At 64.4% G+C, this 14,103-nt stretch carries 19 protein-coding genes; 9 read left to right on the forward strand and 10 right to left on the reverse strand.

Annotated features, from left to right (window positions below; genetic code table 11):
• Window positions 1–203 precede the first annotated feature (203 nt).
• A complete protein-coding gene (locus tag NKJ26_RS15955) occupies window positions 204–470 on the reverse strand; it encodes a DUF1488 family protein (protein ID WP_352601746.1) in 267 nt (88 codons plus the stop codon).
• Entirely contained in the window at window positions 467–721 is a 255-nt protein-coding gene (locus NKJ26_RS15960; RefSeq protein ID WP_352601744.1) for a hypothetical protein, read from the reverse strand. Before NKJ26_RS15960 ends, NKJ26_RS15955 begins: the two co-directional genes overlap by 4 nt.
• A gap of 245 nt (window positions 722–966) precedes the next feature.
• Between NKJ26_RS15960 and NKJ26_RS15965 the strand changes: the two genes are divergently transcribed.
• The 3 genes from NKJ26_RS15965 (at window position 967) to msrC (ending at window position 3,839) form a co-directional block, all read left to right on the forward strand.
• Complete coding sequence (locus tag NKJ26_RS15965) at window positions 967–1,302, forward strand: co-chaperone GroES (protein WP_352601742.1); 336 nt, start codon at window positions 967–969, stop codon at window positions 1,300–1,302.
• Between the two features lie 116 nt (window positions 1,303–1,418).
• Window positions 1,419–3,050, forward strand: coding sequence for a chaperonin GroEL (gene groL, locus NKJ26_RS15970; RefSeq protein WP_352601740.1), 1,632 nt, complete (start codon window positions 1,419–1,421; stop codon window positions 3,048–3,050).
• A gap of 291 nt (window positions 3,051–3,341) precedes the next feature.
• Window positions 3,342–3,839 (forward strand): free L-methionine (R)-S-oxide reductase MsrC, encoded by a 498-nt coding sequence (gene msrC / locus NKJ26_RS15975; RefSeq protein WP_352696130.1) that lies wholly within the window; start codon window positions 3,342–3,344, stop codon window positions 3,837–3,839.
• A 19-nt stretch (window positions 3,840–3,858) separates the two neighbouring features.
• Here msrC and NKJ26_RS15980 read toward each other — a convergent pair whose 3' ends face one another.
• The 3 genes from NKJ26_RS15980 to NKJ26_RS15990 form a co-directional block, all read right to left on the reverse strand.
• Window positions 3,859–4,290 carry a group III truncated hemoglobin gene (locus NKJ26_RS15980; RefSeq protein WP_352601736.1) on the reverse strand — a complete coding sequence of 144 codons (432 nt, stop codon included), beginning with the start codon at window positions 4,288–4,290 and terminating at the stop codon, window positions 3,859–3,861.
• A 279-nt stretch (window positions 4,291–4,569) separates the two neighbouring features.
• Complete coding sequence (locus tag NKJ26_RS15985) at window positions 4,570–5,631, reverse strand: YeiH family protein (RefSeq protein ID WP_352696131.1); 1,062 nt, start codon at window positions 5,629–5,631, stop codon at window positions 4,570–4,572.
• A gap of 179 nt (window positions 5,632–5,810) precedes the next feature.
• Window positions 5,811–6,197: an ester cyclase gene (locus NKJ26_RS15990; protein ID WP_352696132.1), complete on the reverse strand. Its 387-nt coding sequence runs from the start codon at window positions 6,195–6,197 to the stop codon at window positions 5,811–5,813.
• A gap of 298 nt (window positions 6,198–6,495) precedes the next feature.
• Between NKJ26_RS15990 and NKJ26_RS15995 the strand changes: the two genes are divergently transcribed.
• The 5 genes from NKJ26_RS15995 to NKJ26_RS16015 all read left to right on the forward strand — a co-directional run bounded on the left by NKJ26_RS15995 (window position 6,496) and on the right by NKJ26_RS16015 (window position 9,354).
• A complete protein-coding gene (locus NKJ26_RS15995) occupies window positions 6,496–6,891 on the forward strand; it encodes a (R)-mandelonitrile lyase (protein ID WP_352696133.1) in 396 nt (131 codons plus the stop codon).
• A gap of 215 nt (window positions 6,892–7,106) precedes the next feature.
• Window positions 7,107–7,568, forward strand: coding sequence for a GNAT family N-acetyltransferase (locus tag NKJ26_RS16000; RefSeq protein ID WP_352696134.1), 462 nt, complete (start codon window positions 7,107–7,109; stop codon window positions 7,566–7,568).
• 149 nt (window positions 7,569–7,717) lie between these two features.
• On the forward strand, window positions 7,718–8,128 hold the full coding sequence (locus NKJ26_RS16005; protein ID WP_352696135.1) for an antitoxin Xre/MbcA/ParS toxin-binding domain-containing protein: 411 nt from the start codon (window positions 7,718–7,720) through the stop codon (window positions 8,126–8,128).
• Window positions 8,122–8,820, forward strand: a complete 699-nt coding sequence (locus NKJ26_RS16010; protein WP_352696136.1) for an RES family NAD+ phosphorylase — start codon at window positions 8,122–8,124, stop codon at window positions 8,818–8,820. Before NKJ26_RS16005 ends, NKJ26_RS16010 begins: the two co-directional genes overlap by 7 nt.
• Window positions 8,821–8,901: 81 nt before the next feature.
• Window positions 8,902–9,354, forward strand: coding sequence for a sulfite exporter TauE/SafE family protein (locus NKJ26_RS16015; protein ID WP_502903115.1), 453 nt, complete (start codon window positions 8,902–8,904; stop codon window positions 9,352–9,354).
• A gap of 83 nt (window positions 9,355–9,437) precedes the next feature.
• Here the strand turns inward: NKJ26_RS16015 and NKJ26_RS16020 are convergent, their stop codons facing one another.
• Window positions 9,438–9,575 carry a hypothetical protein gene (locus NKJ26_RS16020; protein WP_352696137.1) on the reverse strand — a complete coding sequence of 46 codons (138 nt, stop codon included), beginning with the start codon at window positions 9,573–9,575 and terminating at the stop codon, window positions 9,438–9,440.
• 226 nt (window positions 9,576–9,801) lie between these two features.
• Complete coding sequence (locus NKJ26_RS16025; protein ID WP_352696138.1) at window positions 9,802–10,251, reverse strand: universal stress protein; 450 nt, start codon at window positions 10,249–10,251, stop codon at window positions 9,802–9,804.
• Window positions 10,252–10,643: 392 nt separating this feature from the next.
• Here NKJ26_RS16025 and NKJ26_RS16030 point away from each other — a divergent pair, with 392 nt between their 5' ends.
• A complete protein-coding gene (locus NKJ26_RS16030) occupies window positions 10,644–11,225 on the forward strand; it encodes a histidine phosphatase family protein (RefSeq protein WP_352696139.1) in 582 nt (193 codons plus the stop codon).
• A gap of 7 nt (window positions 11,226–11,232) precedes the next feature.
• On the opposite strand, the gene NKJ26_RS16035 is transcribed toward NKJ26_RS16030, so the two are convergent.
• From NKJ26_RS16035 to NKJ26_RS16045, 3 genes are all read right to left on the reverse strand, one after another.
• Window positions 11,233–12,276, reverse strand: coding sequence for an RNA polymerase subunit sigma-70 (locus NKJ26_RS16035; RefSeq protein WP_352696140.1), 1,044 nt, complete (start codon window positions 12,274–12,276; stop codon window positions 11,233–11,235).
• 42 nt (window positions 12,277–12,318) lie between these two features.
• The gene (locus tag NKJ26_RS16040) at window positions 12,319–13,065 is read right to left on the reverse strand and encodes an SDR family NAD(P)-dependent oxidoreductase (protein ID WP_352696141.1); all 747 of its coding nucleotides are present in this window, start codon (window positions 13,063–13,065) and stop codon (window positions 12,319–12,321) included.
• A 228-nt stretch (window positions 13,066–13,293) separates the two neighbouring features.
• Window positions 13,294–14,040, reverse strand: coding sequence for a pseudouridine synthase (locus NKJ26_RS16045; protein WP_352696142.1), 747 nt, complete (start codon window positions 14,038–14,040; stop codon window positions 13,294–13,296).
• Between the last annotated feature and the right edge of the window lie 63 nt (window positions 14,041–14,103).

The following is a 14,103-nucleotide window of genomic DNA, read 5'->3' on the forward strand; positions in this document are numbered from 1 at the left end:
CAAGGGCAAGCGTAAACTCGCGACCTGGGACACCGACTACCTCATGGCCGCACTCCAAGCCCGTTAACCTGGACTCGTTGCCCTGATGGTTTGGGCCCTCGGACCCAGATCCGCGATGCAATTCGAGAAGGATCGGCGATCTTTGGGAAGAGCGCCGAAGTAGAAAGATACGGACGGTGGTCGAGGTGATGCACCTCGGCTGATCAGCTGAAATCGGCGGCCGTTAGCACATACACGCTCTTGCGGGTGCGGCCGTAGGCCCTGGCGGCGACGTCGTGGATGGAGTTGCTCTCGGTGTCGAACGTCGCGAGGTAGCCAGCTTCATCGGCGGTCGTGCCCGGCTGCATCTTCGCCATGGCGTCGGCGGCGACCGAGAATGAGATCTGGAACATGCCGTCATGGCCGACGAAGCGGATGCGCCTGCCCGCTTCGTCATAGCTGCGGCTGCGATTGGGGAAGGTGAGGGTCATGTCTTGACCTCCTTCGCGGCAGCCATCTTGACCGCCCGCTTCTTCTTAGGCGTCGGATTCAACGCTTCAGCCACGCGATCGGCCTCTTCCTTGGCCAGCCGCAACTCCCTCAGCCTTGCCGTCTTGATCTCCCTGGCCTTCGCCTCGGATATGTATTCGGCGGTTGCCTTGTTGCGCTCCGCTGTCTTCTTCTGCTTGTCCACAAAACGGGCTTCAGCTTTTTCCATGATAGTCTGATTGCCTTCGGCCATCGACGAAATCTCCCTTGCGGCTAAAACGGTGAAAACGAACTGATCTTATAAATAGGCATTCGATCGGCAAAATTCAATGTTTTGAAATATTTGACCCCTTGCGATAGCACGAAACCGGATGTTGAAATAATACCTTTCAATTATTCAATTCGCTCGCGAATAATTTTGGCACTCCTATCTATCGAGTGCCAAAGCGCCTATAGGAGTGACGCGGCCGCCTAAGTCGGCCCCAGAAAGAAGTTCTCATGAAATTTCGACCACTGCACGATCGCGTCGTCATCCGGCGCGCCGAAGGTGATACCAAATCCACGGGCGGCATCATTATTCCCGATACCGCCAAGGAAAAGCCGCAGGACGGTGAAGTGATTGCCGTCGGCCCGGGCGCACGCGACGAAAACGGCGCGCTGATCGCACTCGACGTCAAGGCCGGCGACACCGTCCTGTTCGGCAAATGGTCGGGCACCGAGGTCAAGATCGACGGCGAGGACCTTCTGATCATGAAGGAAGCCGATATAATGGGCGTCGTCGAAAAGAGCGGGACGGGCATCGAGAAGGCCGTGGCCGCCGAGAAGGCTGCCTGATCGGAGCGCCGCGTGTCCTCCGGAACGCGCAAAGGACGCTGCAAGACTGAAAGATGGCGGCGCCGCGCGTTCTGCGCGACGACTGGTCCACTCCAAATCCGAACTGGGTGAAAATCATGTCTGCCAAGGAAATCAAATTCTCCACCGATGCACGCGATCGCATGCTGCGCGGCGTCGAGATCCTCAACAATGCCGTCAAGGTGACGCTGGGCCCCAAGGGCCGCAACGTCATCCTCGACAAGGCTTATGGCGCGCCGCGCATCACCAAGGACGGCGTCACGGTGGCCAAGGAAATCGAGCTTGCCGACAAGTTCGAGAACATGGGCGCGCAGATGGTCCGCGAAGTGGCGTCGAAGACAAACGACCTTGCCGGTGACGGCACTACCACCGCCACTGTGCTGGCCGCCTCGATCCTGCGCGAAGGCGCCAAGCTGGTCGCCGCCGGCATGAATCCGATGGATTTGAAGCGCGGCATCGACCAGGCGGTTAGCGCCGTGGTCAACGAAATCCAGACGCGGGCCACGAAAGTCAACTCGTCGGCAGAGATCGCGCAGGTCGGCACCATCGCCGCCAATGGCGATGCCAGCGTTGGCGAGATGATCGCCAAGGCGATGGACAAGGTCGGCAATGACGGCGTCATCACCGTCGAGGAAGCCAAGACCGCCGACACCGAACTCGACGTCGTGGAGGGCATGCAGTTCGATCGCGGCTATCTCAGCCCCTATTTCGTCACCAATGCCGACAAGATGCGCGCCGAGCTCGAGGACCCCTATATCCTGATCCACGAGAAAAAGCTCGGCAATCTGCAGGCGATGCTGCCGATCCTCGAAGCTGTGGTGCAGAGCGGCAAGCCACTGCTGATCATCGCCGAAGACGTCGAGGGCGAAGCTCTGGCGACGCTGGTCGTCAACAAATTGCGCGGCGGCCTCAAGGTCGCGGCCGTCAAGGCGCCGGGCTTCGGCGATCGCCGCAAGGCGATGCTGGAAGACATCGCGGTGCTCACATCAGGCCAGATGATCTCGGAAGATCTCGGCATCAAGCTCGAAAACGTCACCATCGAAATGCTTGGCCGCGCCAAACGCGTGCTGATCGAGAAAGACACAACCACGATCGTCGACGGCGCCGGCAACAAGGACATCATCCAGGCACGCGTCGCCCAGATCAAGAGCCAGATCGAGGAGACCACCTCCGACTACGACAAGGAAAAGCTGCAGGAGCGGCTGGCAAAGCTTGCCGGCGGCGTTGCCGTCATTCGCGTCGGCGGGGCAACCGAGTCGGAAGTGAAGGAAAAGAAGGACCGCATCGACGACGCGTTGAATGCGACGCGCGCGGCCGTCGAAGAAGGCATCGTTCCCGGCGGCGGCGTCGCGTTGCTGCGCGCAAGATCGGCGCTAAACGGGCTGACCGGCGCCAATGCCGATGTCACGGCGGGAATCTCGATCGTGCTTCGTGCGCTCGAAGCGCCGCTCCGCCAGATCGCCGAGAATTCCGGCGTCGAAGGTTCGATCGTCGTCGGCAAGCTTTCCGAAAGCAAGGATCACAATCAGGGCTTCGACGCCCAGAACGAGAGCTATGTCGACATGATCAAGGCGGGCATCGTCGATCCGGCGAAAGTAGTGCGCACCGCTCTGCAGGATGCCGGTTCGATCGCCGCGCTTTTGATCACCGCCGAAGCGATGATTTCCGACATCCCGGCCAAGGATGCGGCGCCGGCCGGCGGTGGCGGCGGTGGCATGGGCGGCTACTAACGCTGCCTGAAATTCTTCGGGTCCGAGCCATCGGACCAGGCTCCCAAGGCCCGGCCGTTCAGGCCGGGCAGATCAGGTCAGGCTGCTCGATTTCTGCGGCCGCTGTAGGCTGGCTCGCGATTGAGAGCACAGACAACTCCGCCTCGACCGTGCAATCCTGATCTTGCGGCTTTCGGAGCGGCCGGAATTCACGCTAGACTGTCGCCGTAGCCGTTTGGTGCAGAGCTTGCGCGAATTTGGCAGTTTGTCGAAGCGCTCGCGTCCTCTAATCCTTTAATTTGGAGACAAGCCATGTTTGCGGCCAAGGCCATCGACACGTCGGACAAGGCCACCTTTTACCACGATCTCGCCAGCCAGCTGAAGGCGCTGCTCGAGGGCGAGGGCGACTCGATCGCCAACGCCGCCAATACCGCCGCGCTGATCTTCCAGATGGTGCCCGATCTCAACTGGGCGGGTTTCTATTTCCTGGCGTCCGACGAGCAACTGGTGCTCGGGCCATTCCAGGGCAAGCCGGCCTGCGTGCGGATCGCCGTCGGCAAGGGCGTGTGCGGCACGGCGGTCGAACTCGGCACCTCGATGCTGATCAAGGACGTGCACGATTTCCCCGGCCACATCGCCTGCGATGCAGATTCGCGTTCGGAACTGGTCGTTCTGCTGGAAGACGATGAGGGTGTTTTCGGCGTTCTCGATCTCGACAGCCCGTTGCCCGGCCGCTTCGACAAGGCCGACCAGGCCGGCATCGAGACGCTGGCGGCGATCTATGTCGCTGCGAGTTCCTTCGAGGATTGATCGGTTTGTTGGGGGCTATCTAGACGCGGTCCAGGCGGAAGAACATCGCCAGCTTCAGACTGGCCGCTATCCGTTCGGCCCGATCGACGAACACCGCCGCTGTTTCCGGGGCAAAGAGTTCGGTCGCTGTCTGTCTGAACATCGCCAGCCAGATGTCGAAATCGGCCTCGGTCACATCCGCGAGTTTCACATGGGCCGGCACCGGACGTCCTTGATAGTCGCCGGTCTTGAGGATGACCGAGCACCAGAAATCGGTCATCTTCTCAAGATGAGGCGCCCAGTCGCCGGTGATCTCGCGCGCGAAGATCGGTCCGAGGCGCTCGTTCTTGCGAAGCCGGGCATAGAATTCGCGAACGAGTCTGCCAATCGACGCCCTGTCGACGCCGGCGTGGTTCAAGGGCTGTTCCGCGACGGGCCGCGCATGATCGGCCAGGGATGATTTCATCGTCATTGCATGGGGCTCTTGTTGCTGCCGGAACGAGGAAAGGCCGAGGCAGCCTGGGGACAAGGTGTTCCCAGATTGTCGGGCGGCGTGCCTATGGCGCAACCGCCAGTTTTCCCGTCCCGGATGAAGCCCGACATATAGGTGCGATCGATCCCCGCTGCCACATGCGCACGACAATTGTCTCGCGGCGAGCCGCGCCCTTCGTCATTCTGGGCGGAGAAGCTTGACGTCCGGCAAGACAGAGGGGCTGTCCAACCCAACTCGTGGATCGCGCCGCGCCGATGCTCAGGCGAGCTTCACCAGCATGAGGCTGAAGCTCCCGATGAACAGGAAGGCCGAGAAGGCGAGCGCCAGCGGGCGCAGGCCGCGCGAGCGCAGCTGCGAAATATCGGCCTGCAGGCCCATGGCGGCGAGCCCCATGGTGAGCATGACGGTGGTGGCGAGCGCCATCGCCGACTTCACTTCGGCTGGCACCGCGACAAGGCTGTTCAGCGCCGCGACGGCGACGAAGGCGGCGACGAACCATGGCATGGGCGGCCGCGCTGCCGTTTGGTCGCTGCGCTTGCGGCGCGCCATCAGGCCCAGCGCGACGATCATCGGCGCCAGCATGGCGACGCGGGTCAGCTTGGCGATGGTGGCGATCTCGCCGGACTGGGTGCCATTCTGGAAGCCGGCACCGATGACTTGCGCCACCTCGTGGATCGAGGCGCCCGCCCAAAGGCCGAAAGCGTGCTGGTCGAGGCCGAGGCCAGGTGCCAGCAGCGGGAAGCCGAGCATGGCGATGGTGCCGAACAAGGTGATCGAGGCGACGGCATAGGTGACGTCCTCGTCGCGCGCGTCGGTGACGATGTTGGTGGCGACGATGGCCGAGGCGCCGCAGATCGAGGTGCCGGCGGCGATCAACTGCGCCAGGCTTGCGTCGACGCCGATCAGCCGGCCGAGCAGGATGGTGAATACGAAGGTGGCGCCAAGCGTCAGCGCGACAATGCCGACGCCGCTCGCGCCGATCGAGACCACCTGGCCCAGCGTCAACTGAAAACCGAGCAGCACGATGGCGAAGCGCAGCAGACGGCGCTGCGAAAAGGCGATTCCCGCTTTGGCATGGGCGGGTGTGCCGAGCACGTTTGAATAGATCATGCCGACGACGACGGCTGTTATCATCGGGCTGAACAGCGCGAAACCGGAGATATTGCGGGCCGAAAAGGCGACGCCGGTGACCATCACCACAAGCACGATGCCGGGAATGGTGCCGTTCCACAACGAATCGAGGCGCTTTCGCCCCTCGGCCAGATCGGCGGAGATCATGTTTTTAGGAATATCGTTCGGGATACTGGTGAGAGAAGACAATGCAATGCTCCAGGCGGCAAGGCCGGAGGAATGTCATTCCTGAAACGATCTTTCCAACGAATTATTTTCGTTAGAATGATCGATTTTTACGAACGATTGGGGGCCATCGGGCGGCGCACGCGTCCGACGGCGAGACGCGTCAAGTCGGGTGCGATTGCGACCCGCTCGCCTCGGCGCGGTCAGAGCTGCGCTTCGATAGCCGCCTTGTCGATCACCGACCAGACATGCCGGATCTTGCCGTCTAGAAACTCATAGAAGACGTTTTCGCTGAAGGTGACTTTCCTGCCATTGACGGGCAGGCCAAGGAAATCTCCTTTTGGCGTGCAGATGAACTGGAGGCGGCTGGCTATGAAAGGCGTATCGGAAATCAGCAGCTGGATGTCGAAATAGAGGTGCGGGATATCGGAGAAATCCCGCTCCAGCATCTTGCGGTAGCCCGGTATTCCCACCCGGTCGCCATTGTAGTGCACCTCGTCATGGACGAAGCGAGGGAGTTCCGGCCAGTCCTGATTGTTGAGGCAAGCGATGTAGCCACGATAGGTGTCGGCAAGTTCGGTGTCGGTCACGGCAATTGCTCCGGTGCTTCCATCTGGAAAGGATGACGTTCAAGCAGGGAAGATAGGCCAGCCCCGGATGCAATCCAGACGGACCGCGTCCCGCCGCCAGCAGCGCAAGGGCCGAACGACAGCCCCGCCCTGGGCATGGCGTGACGCCTGGCTGGAACATGCCGCGGTCGTTGCTTCGCACCTGTTCGCAATCGATCGCAGGCGCTAGATAGATGGCATCACAAATCGGGCGGACCGAAGTCGACGGCCCCGCAAGCCGGCCGCCGCTTCCTGCCCGGCGTCGAGAAGGAACGAAATCATGGAGATCAAGCGATGCGGCTCTCAAGCCTCGGGCAAGGGCCCGGGCGACTGGTTCACCGGCATGGTGCGCATCGACCCGCTGTTTCAAGCCATCGCACCAGCGCGCGCGGCCGGCAACGCCGTTACTTTCGAGCCCGGCGCGCGCACGGCGTGGCACACTCATCCGCTCGGCCAGATCCTGATCGTCACCGCCGGCTGCGGCCGCGTGCAGCGCGAGGGCGGCCCGGTCGAGGAAATCCGGCCCGGCGACGTGGTTCGCTTCGAGCCGGGCGAGAAGCACTGGCACGGCGCGGCACCGGCCACCGCCATGACCCACATAGCCATCCAGGAAGCGCTCGACGGCAAGGCGGTCGACTGGATGGAGCACGTCAGCGACGAGCAATACCAGGCCTGAACAGGGGCTCGGCTGATAGCGAAGGTTTGCTTCCTGCACCAGCCTGGCGCCATGTTCGTCTTTCCCTGCGCCAACACCAAGCGACGCCGCTTCTGCACAATGCCGAGCGGCAAGCTGATTGCGCGACGACAAAGACCGGCAGGATAGATCCGGTTCGCTCGTTTCCAACCCCGCCCGCGCTATCGCGGCGGGTTTTTCATATCTGGAGCGTTGTCATGAATTCATCCATAGGGTTTCGGCGGGCCGAGGCGGCTGATGCCGCAGCCATCGGGGATGTCGTGCGCGCCGCCTATGCCAAATGGGTGCCGGTGATCGGCCGCGAGCCGATGCCGATGCGCGCCGACTACGACAAGGCCGTTGCCGAGCATCCGTTCGACCTCGCCATCGAGGATGGCCGCATTGTCGGGATGATCGAAACCATGTTGGCGGACGATCACCTCTGGATCGAGAATGTCTGCGTCGCGCCGGACGCGCAGGGCAGGGGCATCGGCCGGCTGCTGCTGGAGCAGGCCGAGCACAAGGCCATCAAGGCGGGCCGGCGCGAGCTTCGGCTGCTGACCAATGGCGCCTTCGAGACCAATGTGTCGCTCTACAGGAGGCAAGGCTATGCCGTTGACCGGGAAGAGCCATTCATGAACGGAATGACGGTCTATATGAGCAAGAGGCTGGCGGGCTGACATCGGCGGCCGGGAAGCATCACCCACGACATGCGCGTCGCGCGCGGACGTTTTGCCGTACGGCACGGTCGAGCAGGCCGTCCATGGCGTGCCTTCTTGCCAATTGGCGAATACATGCTACATTTATGCCAGTAGCGAGACCTCGAAAAATGCAGCTTCATTCCATAGTCACCACTCCGGCCGCCGTTGGCGCCGCCATATCGGATGACGAGGCCGGAGCTTTGGCGCGCACCACGGTCAACCTGTTCAAGGCCTGGAACCTCACCGATCTGGAGGCCTGCATCCTGCTCGGCGGCATGTCGGCGCGGACCTGGGCGCGCTGGAAGGAAGGCGGCATCGGCAGGATCGACCGCGACCTGCGCACCCGCATGGCGCATCTGATGGGCATCCACAAGGGCCTGCGCTATCTCTTCACGGATCCGGCGCGCGGCTATGCCTGGATACGCAAGCCCAATGCCACTTTCGGCGGCCAGTCGGCCCTCGAGCTGATGCTGCGCGGTGAAATCGCCGACCTCTCGGCGATGCGCGAATGGCTGGATGCGGAGCGTGGCGCATGGTGAGTGGACTCGCGGTCCGGCGCCGCGTCCACTGGCACCAGACCTTCCGCATCATCCGCTCCATCCATCCGCCGATCGACCTTTTCGAGGACATTGCCGACCCGCGCGACTGGGAGGCGCTCGCCGCCGTCGAGGAGAAGACCAATCCGCGCATCAGGCTCGAGATCGGCGACCTCGGCAAGGTGCCGGCGGCAAGGCGGGTTTCGGGCCCCGGTGCCAGCTTCGTCATGGCGCCCTTCGTGCATTGCTCGACGCTGCGGCCCGGCCGCTTCTCGGACGGCAGCTACGGCATCTACTATGCCGGCGACCGCGAGGAGGTGGCGCTGGCCGAAACCATCCACCACCACCAGAAATTCATGCGCGCCACCAGCGAGGATCCGGGCTGGACGGCGGATTTCCGCGTGCTGATCGGCAGCGTCGACCGTGACCTCGACGACGTGAATACCGTGCCCGGCGTGCTCGATCCGGACGACTACACCGCTTCGCAGGCGGAAGGGCGGGCGCTGCGGGCGGCCGGCAGCGACGGGGTGGTGTGGAACAGCGTGCGCATGTCGGGCGGAGGCTGCATCGGCATCTTCTGGCCTGATGTGATCACCATTCCCGTCCAGGGCCGGCACTACAGCTACCATTGGGACGGCGCCCGCGTGGATTTCGTGCGCCAGCATGACACAGGCAAAGTGCTGGCGGTCACCTGAGGGTGGGAGAAGCGGGACGTTTCGGCAGCCGCCGGAGGCCCCGCGACGGTTTCAAACCAGCGCGGCGGCCAGCAATTTCGCTTGCGGCGTCAGGTCGTCGAAGCGCTGGGCGCGGCACTGATTTTCTATGCCGTGCTCGGCCTCGTCAAAGCGGGCTTCGCGACGCCGGCGTGCCACGAGGCCTGGTTGTCGCCGCTGGTCGGGGTAGCCACCGGGCTGGTCACCGGTGCCACCGGTGTCTTCGTCGTTCCGGCCGTGCCCTATCTGCAATCGCTGAAATTGGACAGGGAGGACCTGATCCAGGCGCTCGGCCTGTCCTTCACCGTGTCGACGGCGGCTCTTGCGGTCGGGCTGTTCCGGACCGGCGCCCCGGCGCCGCCGGCGGGGTCGGTCGCCGCGCTTGCGCCGGCGCTGGCCGGCATGTTCGTGGGCCAGGCACTGCGCCAGCGCATGAGCGTCGAGACATTTCGCAAAGCGTTCTTCATCGGGCTGTTGGCGCTTGGGCTTTACCTTTCGCTCGAGGCCGCGCTGTAGCCGATCTCATGGCGGGCCCTGGCGAACCAGCGGGTTGCCGTCGCCAGGCGGTGCTGCCGCGGTCCCAGCGCATGCGGGGCGGCCTAGGATCCCGCCCCAAGCGGCTGGAGGACGAATATGGCCAGCAGGGCAACAAACAGCAAAGCGGCGATCACGACGCCCCATAGGAGCACGTTTCTGGTTCCGCGCTGCTCTTCGTCACGAGACAGATGTTGCGCCATTGCAGGGATCCTCTTGTCAATCTCGATGGTTTAGCAACGAGTTTCGTCGAGGCAGGTTCCGGCAGCCAATTGCTCCATGCGTCCGGCGGCAGAAAACCGGCACGATATTCGCAGGCCACCGCCGGCGAGCTTTACAGACGTCCTCGCCGGCGCATGCCGTCGGAGCGGTCGGCGGTCCATGGAACCGCTCGATTTCCGGTTTGCCGCGCGATTTTGGGCGCCAGGCCTACCGCACCACCAGAACCGGGATCTCGGTGTAGGACAGCACCTCGGCGGTCTGGCTGCCCAGAAGCAGCCTGCCCAGCCCGCGGCGGCCATGCGAGGCCATGACGATGAGGTCGCAGCCTTGCGTCTGCGATAGTTCCAGGATCGCTTCGGCGGGCGCCTTGTTTTCAATGTGCAGACCCTTAGCGCGCACGCCCAGCCCCTCGGCCGACGTCCTGCATTTATCGAGCACTTCCTGGCCATACCGGCGCGCCTCTTCCTGGTAGGCGACCAACTCGTCGCCTGCGGTATAGCCGGCCATGGCGCCGCCCCAGGCGAAGATCGGGTAGGGCTCCGAGACGGTAACGAAGGTGACGGTGGCGCCAAGGGCGGCGGCCAGCGCCAGGCCGTGAGCAACGCCCTTGTCGGCCAGTTCCGAGCCGTCGGTGGCGATGAGCAGATGTTTGTACATGATGATCGTGACCTGTTGCAGAAGGGCGGGAGCCCGATTTGGGCTGACTTGATATAGTCGCGCCATCGAGCTTCTCACAGGGCAGTTCGATGCGGATCGGGGCCAGGTGGAGGCGCGAATTTTCTGCGTTTACGCCGCCCCTCATTGCCCTGCCCGTCCTCCGCAGCAGCTGCGCTGCAGCTGCGGAGGGTGGACCGGGCATTTCTCCCCGTATAGTGACGGGGAGAAAGGGGCTGTATCGGGGATTTCGCCCAATCTCCGGCGCTGCGGCCATCCTCTCTTCTCCCCGTCACTATACGGGGAGAAGGTGCCGGCAGGCGGATGAGGGGCAGCGCAAACGCCTGGTGGATTAGAATTCCTTCTACAGTATCGCCAACCTCGAAAGGCATCCCATGAGCAGCGCGTACCCGCAGATCCACCTTGTCCGGCATGGCGAGACGGCGTGGAGCCTTTCGGGGCAGCATACCGGGCGCACCGACATGGCGTTGACGGCGGCCGGCGAGGCGGCGGCGCGGAGCCTCGCGGCGCGGCTGAAAGGCCTGCCGTTCTCGGCCGTGTGGTCGAGCCCGTCGCAGCGCGCCTACGGGACCAGCGTGCTAGCCGGCTTTGGCGCGCAAAGCGTCAAGATGGACGATCTGCAGGAATGGGACTACGGCGCCTATGAGGGGTGGACGACGAAGCAGATCCTGGCCGAGCGGCCGGGCTGGAACGTTTTTCACGACGGCTGCCCGCAAGGCGAGATGGCGGCCGATGTCGGCGCCCGCGCAGACAAGATCATCGATCGCTTGCGCAAGGCCGATGCCGACATGCTGATCTTTTCCAGCGCGCATTTCCTGCGCGTGCTGACCGCCCGCTGGCTCGGTCTGCCGCCGCAAGGCGGCGCACTGTTCGTGCTCGACACGGCCAGCATCAGCGTGCTCGGCTACGAGCACGATCTGAGCGAACCGGTGGTACGCAAGTGGAACCAGAGGTAGCGAGCAGTCACGGGAGCACATTCGGCAGGCCGAAGGCAGCGAACAGGTCTGTGCCGAGCGGGCCGACATAGACCGTAAGCGAGGCGATGCCGCCGCGGGCCGGCTCGATGACATGCAGCGATTGCGCGCTCCATTCGGGCTCCTGGTGGCGGCGTGCGTAGAGCGCGACGGCGGGCTGGCCGTTGGCCCTTGTCGCCACCGCCTCGTAGGCGGCGAAATTGCCCCAGACGGTCTTGAAGAAACCGTGGATCGCCTCCCGGCCCTGGTACCAGTCGCGCCATGGCGGCATGTGATAAATGGCGTCCTCGCGCAGCAGTTCGACGAAGCCATCGAGATCGGCCGCCTGCCAGGCCTGCATGTAGCGTTGCAGCAGCAGGCTCTCTTCGTCGTCGGTAGGCCGCGCGCGCTGCAAAGGGCGCCCCGCGGGATGACGCAGCGCCAGCGTCGCGCGGGCGCGTTGCAGGACGCTGTTGATCGAGGCGGTCGAGCCGCCCAGCAGGTGCGCGGTTTCCACTGCCGACCAGCCCAGCACGTCGCACAGCAAAAGGGCGGCGCGCTGCCTTGGCGGCAGAAGCTGGATCGCGGCGACGAAGGCGAGTTGCACCGCCTCGCAGGTTTCGTAGCGCACGTCCGGGCCGGGCTCGTCGTCGACGAGGTCCGGCAGTTCGGCGTCCGGGTAGGGCTCCAGCCAGGCGAGCTCGGCGGCGGGTCCGGCAGCGGCGCGCCCCTCGGTCGGCGGCCGACCGGGCGCTTCGAGAATGCGATGCGCCGACGACCGCGTCTTGATGGCGTTGAGACAGCTGTTGGTGGCGATCGTGTAGAGCCAGCCGCGCGGCGAGCCGCGCCCGTCGAATTGCGACCTTGCGCGCCAAGCTTTCAAGAACGTCTCCTGGACGAGATCGTCGGCCTCGTGCAGCGAGCCCATGATGCGGTAGCAGTGCAGCTTGATCTCGCGGCGATGCGCCATCGTCAGCCGCTCGAAGGCCAGCCGATCGAGGATCGGCTGGTCTTGCTGGCCCATTGGCTCAAGCGAGCCGGGAGCGTCTGTCATGCCGAGCCTGCCGCGCTGAGTTTTGCTGGCATCCTGCGCGCCTCATGCCGCCGCCGCAAGGCCGCTGCCGCTGACCGTGAAGGAGACGCCTTGCAATCCCCCGCCGGCGAGCGCGACCACAGCGCGTCCAACGTCGGCCGGCGTCTGCACGTCGGTCATGCCGGCGAGGAAATCCGCCGGGCTGATGCCGAGATAAGCCGAAACGCCGGCGATGCCGTCTTGGCCTACACCTGTGCCGGCCATGATGCGCATCGGCGCCAGCGCCATGAAGCGCAGGCCGAGGCCCAGCCGGTCCGCCTCCTTCTGGCTGTGCGCGGCAAGAAACATCTGCATGCGCTTGGCGCCGGAATAGCCGCCGGAATTGGGCGGCCCGCCGCTGATCGCCGCGCCGCTGGAGATCAGCACGACGCGGCTGCCCGGCTTCAGCCGGCCCTGGAGCGCGGCCTTGCAGAACAGGAACGACGCCTTGACGTCCACCTCCCAGTTCGCCGAGAAGGCTTCCCAGTTCTGGTCCTGCACCGGCGCGGATGGAGCCAGCGCACCGGCGCAGATCACCAGCACGTCCGGCTCGAGCGCGGCGAATACCGCATCGGGCGCGGTGTCCTGCGTGGCGTCGGCGGCAAGCGTCCTGACGCCTGGCCTCTCCCAGGAGAGCTCCTTCAAAGCGGCCGTGCCGCGGGCGACGGCGAGTACCGTCGCGCCCTCGCCGAGGGCGACTTCGACGATCGAACGGCCGACACCCCGGCTGCCTCCGACCACGACGACATTCTGACCTTGCAACGATCCCATGGATCACCTCGCTTTTCCCGGCCCGGACGATTCCGGTACCTGTTGATCAGGACAGCGCGGACGAGGGGAAATCATCGGTGGGCCGAGAATTTATTTTAAGGGTGCTTATCCGCTCCGTCGCCGTCTTGGGCGAAGGAAGAGCGAAGTGACGCGCCGCAGGCCGCTCGTCGGAGGCGGCGCTGAAGAAGTCGGCACCCATCGTCGAGTTCTGGGCGCCATAGAGATCACTCACCCGTCCAGCAGCGCCAGCTCCTCGGGCGCCAGGTGCCGCGCCGTGCCCTTGGCGAGGTCGCCGAGTTGCAGGCGGCCGATGGCGATGCGGATCAGTCGCTTGACCTCGATGCCGTGGGCGGCGAGCAGGCGGCGGATGTGGCGGTTGCGGCCTTCGTCGAGCACGATCTCCAGCCAGGCGGTGCGGCCGCCGCTGCGCAACAGGGCGATCGAGTTGGTGGTCAGCGTCTCGCTGTCGACGGTCACGCCGGCGCGCAGTGCCGCCAGCAGCGCCGTGTCCGGCACCGTGCCGACCTGCACATGATAGGTCTTGGGCAGATGCGACGCCGGATCCAGCAGGCGGTTGGCAAAGCTTGTGTCGTTGGTCATCAGCAGCAGGCCTTCGCTGGCCTTGTCGAGGCGGCCGACCGGCGCGACGAAGGGCAGGTCGAGCCCTTCGAGGCAGGCATAGACGGTGTCGCGCTGTTGCGGATCGTCGCGGGTGGTGACCAGCCCGCGCGGCTTGTTGAGCATCAGGTAGACCTTGCGCTCGGCAACGACTTGCTCGCCGTCGACGACGATGCGATCGCGCTTCATGTCGACACGCAGGGAGGCATCGCGCGCGACCTTGCCGCCGACGCGCACGCGGCCTTCCGCGATCAGCAGTTCGGCCTGGGTACGCGAGCACAGGCCAAGTTTGGACAGGGCGCGGTTCAGGCTGACGCCAGGGGATTTGCCGGTGTTTAGTGGCCGTCGTGGTGTCATCGGAGCCGACTGATGACACGAGCGGCGCCGGCTTCGCAAGCCGGCGGAGGTGAGTTTCAGTAC

It is taken from the genome of Mesorhizobium sp. M0152 (assembly GCF_040322415.1).
GTDB lineage: Bacteria > Pseudomonadota > Alphaproteobacteria > Rhizobiales > Rhizobiaceae > Mesorhizobium.

Coding starts and splice junctions, on each gene's coding strand:
- NKJ26_RS15965 (WP_352601742.1), top strand. CDS start 967: ATGAAATTTCGACCACTGCACGATCGCGTCGTCATCCGGCGCGCCGAA.
- msrC (WP_352696130.1), top strand. CDS start 3,342: ATGTTTGCGGCCAAGGCCATCGACACGTCGGACAAGGCCACCTTTTAC.
- NKJ26_RS16010 (WP_352696136.1), top strand. CDS start 8,122: ATGGTGAGTGGACTCGCGGTCCGGCGCCGCGTCCACTGGCACCAGACC.
- NKJ26_RS15995 (WP_352696133.1), top strand. CDS start 6,496: ATGGAGATCAAGCGATGCGGCTCTCAAGCCTCGGGCAAGGGCCCGGGC.
- NKJ26_RS15955 (WP_352601746.1), bottom strand. CDS start 470: ATGACCCTCACCTTCCCCAATCGCAGCCGCAGCTATGACGAAGCGGGC.
- NKJ26_RS16005 (WP_352696135.1), top strand. CDS start 7,718: ATGCAGCTTCATTCCATAGTCACCACTCCGGCCGCCGTTGGCGCCGCC.
- NKJ26_RS16040 (WP_352696141.1), bottom strand. CDS start 13,065: ATGGGATCGTTGCAAGGTCAGAATGTCGTCGTGGTCGGAGGCAGCCGG.
- NKJ26_RS16020 (WP_352696137.1), bottom strand. CDS start 9,575: ATGGCGCAACATCTGTCTCGTGACGAAGAGCAGCGCGGAACCAGAAAC.
- NKJ26_RS16035 (WP_352696140.1), bottom strand. CDS start 12,276: ATGACAGACGCTCCCGGCTCGCTTGAGCCAATGGGCCAGCAAGACCAG.
- NKJ26_RS15960 (WP_352601744.1), bottom strand. CDS start 721: ATGGCCGAAGGCAATCAGACTATCATGGAAAAAGCTGAAGCCCGTTTT.
- NKJ26_RS16000 (WP_352696134.1), top strand. CDS start 7,107: ATGAATTCATCCATAGGGTTTCGGCGGGCCGAGGCGGCTGATGCCGCA.
- groL (WP_352601740.1), top strand. CDS start 1,419: ATGTCTGCCAAGGAAATCAAATTCTCCACCGATGCACGCGATCGCATG.
- NKJ26_RS16045 (WP_352696142.1), bottom strand. CDS start 14,040: ATGACACCACGACGGCCACTAAACACCGGCAAATCCCCTGGCGTCAGC.
- NKJ26_RS16030 (WP_352696139.1), top strand. CDS start 10,644: ATGAGCAGCGCGTACCCGCAGATCCACCTTGTCCGGCATGGCGAGACG.
- NKJ26_RS16025 (WP_352696138.1), bottom strand. CDS start 10,251: ATGTACAAACATCTGCTCATCGCCACCGACGGCTCGGAACTGGCCGAC.
- NKJ26_RS15980 (WP_352601736.1), bottom strand. CDS start 4,290: ATGACGATGAAATCATCCCTGGCCGATCATGCGCGGCCCGTCGCGGAA.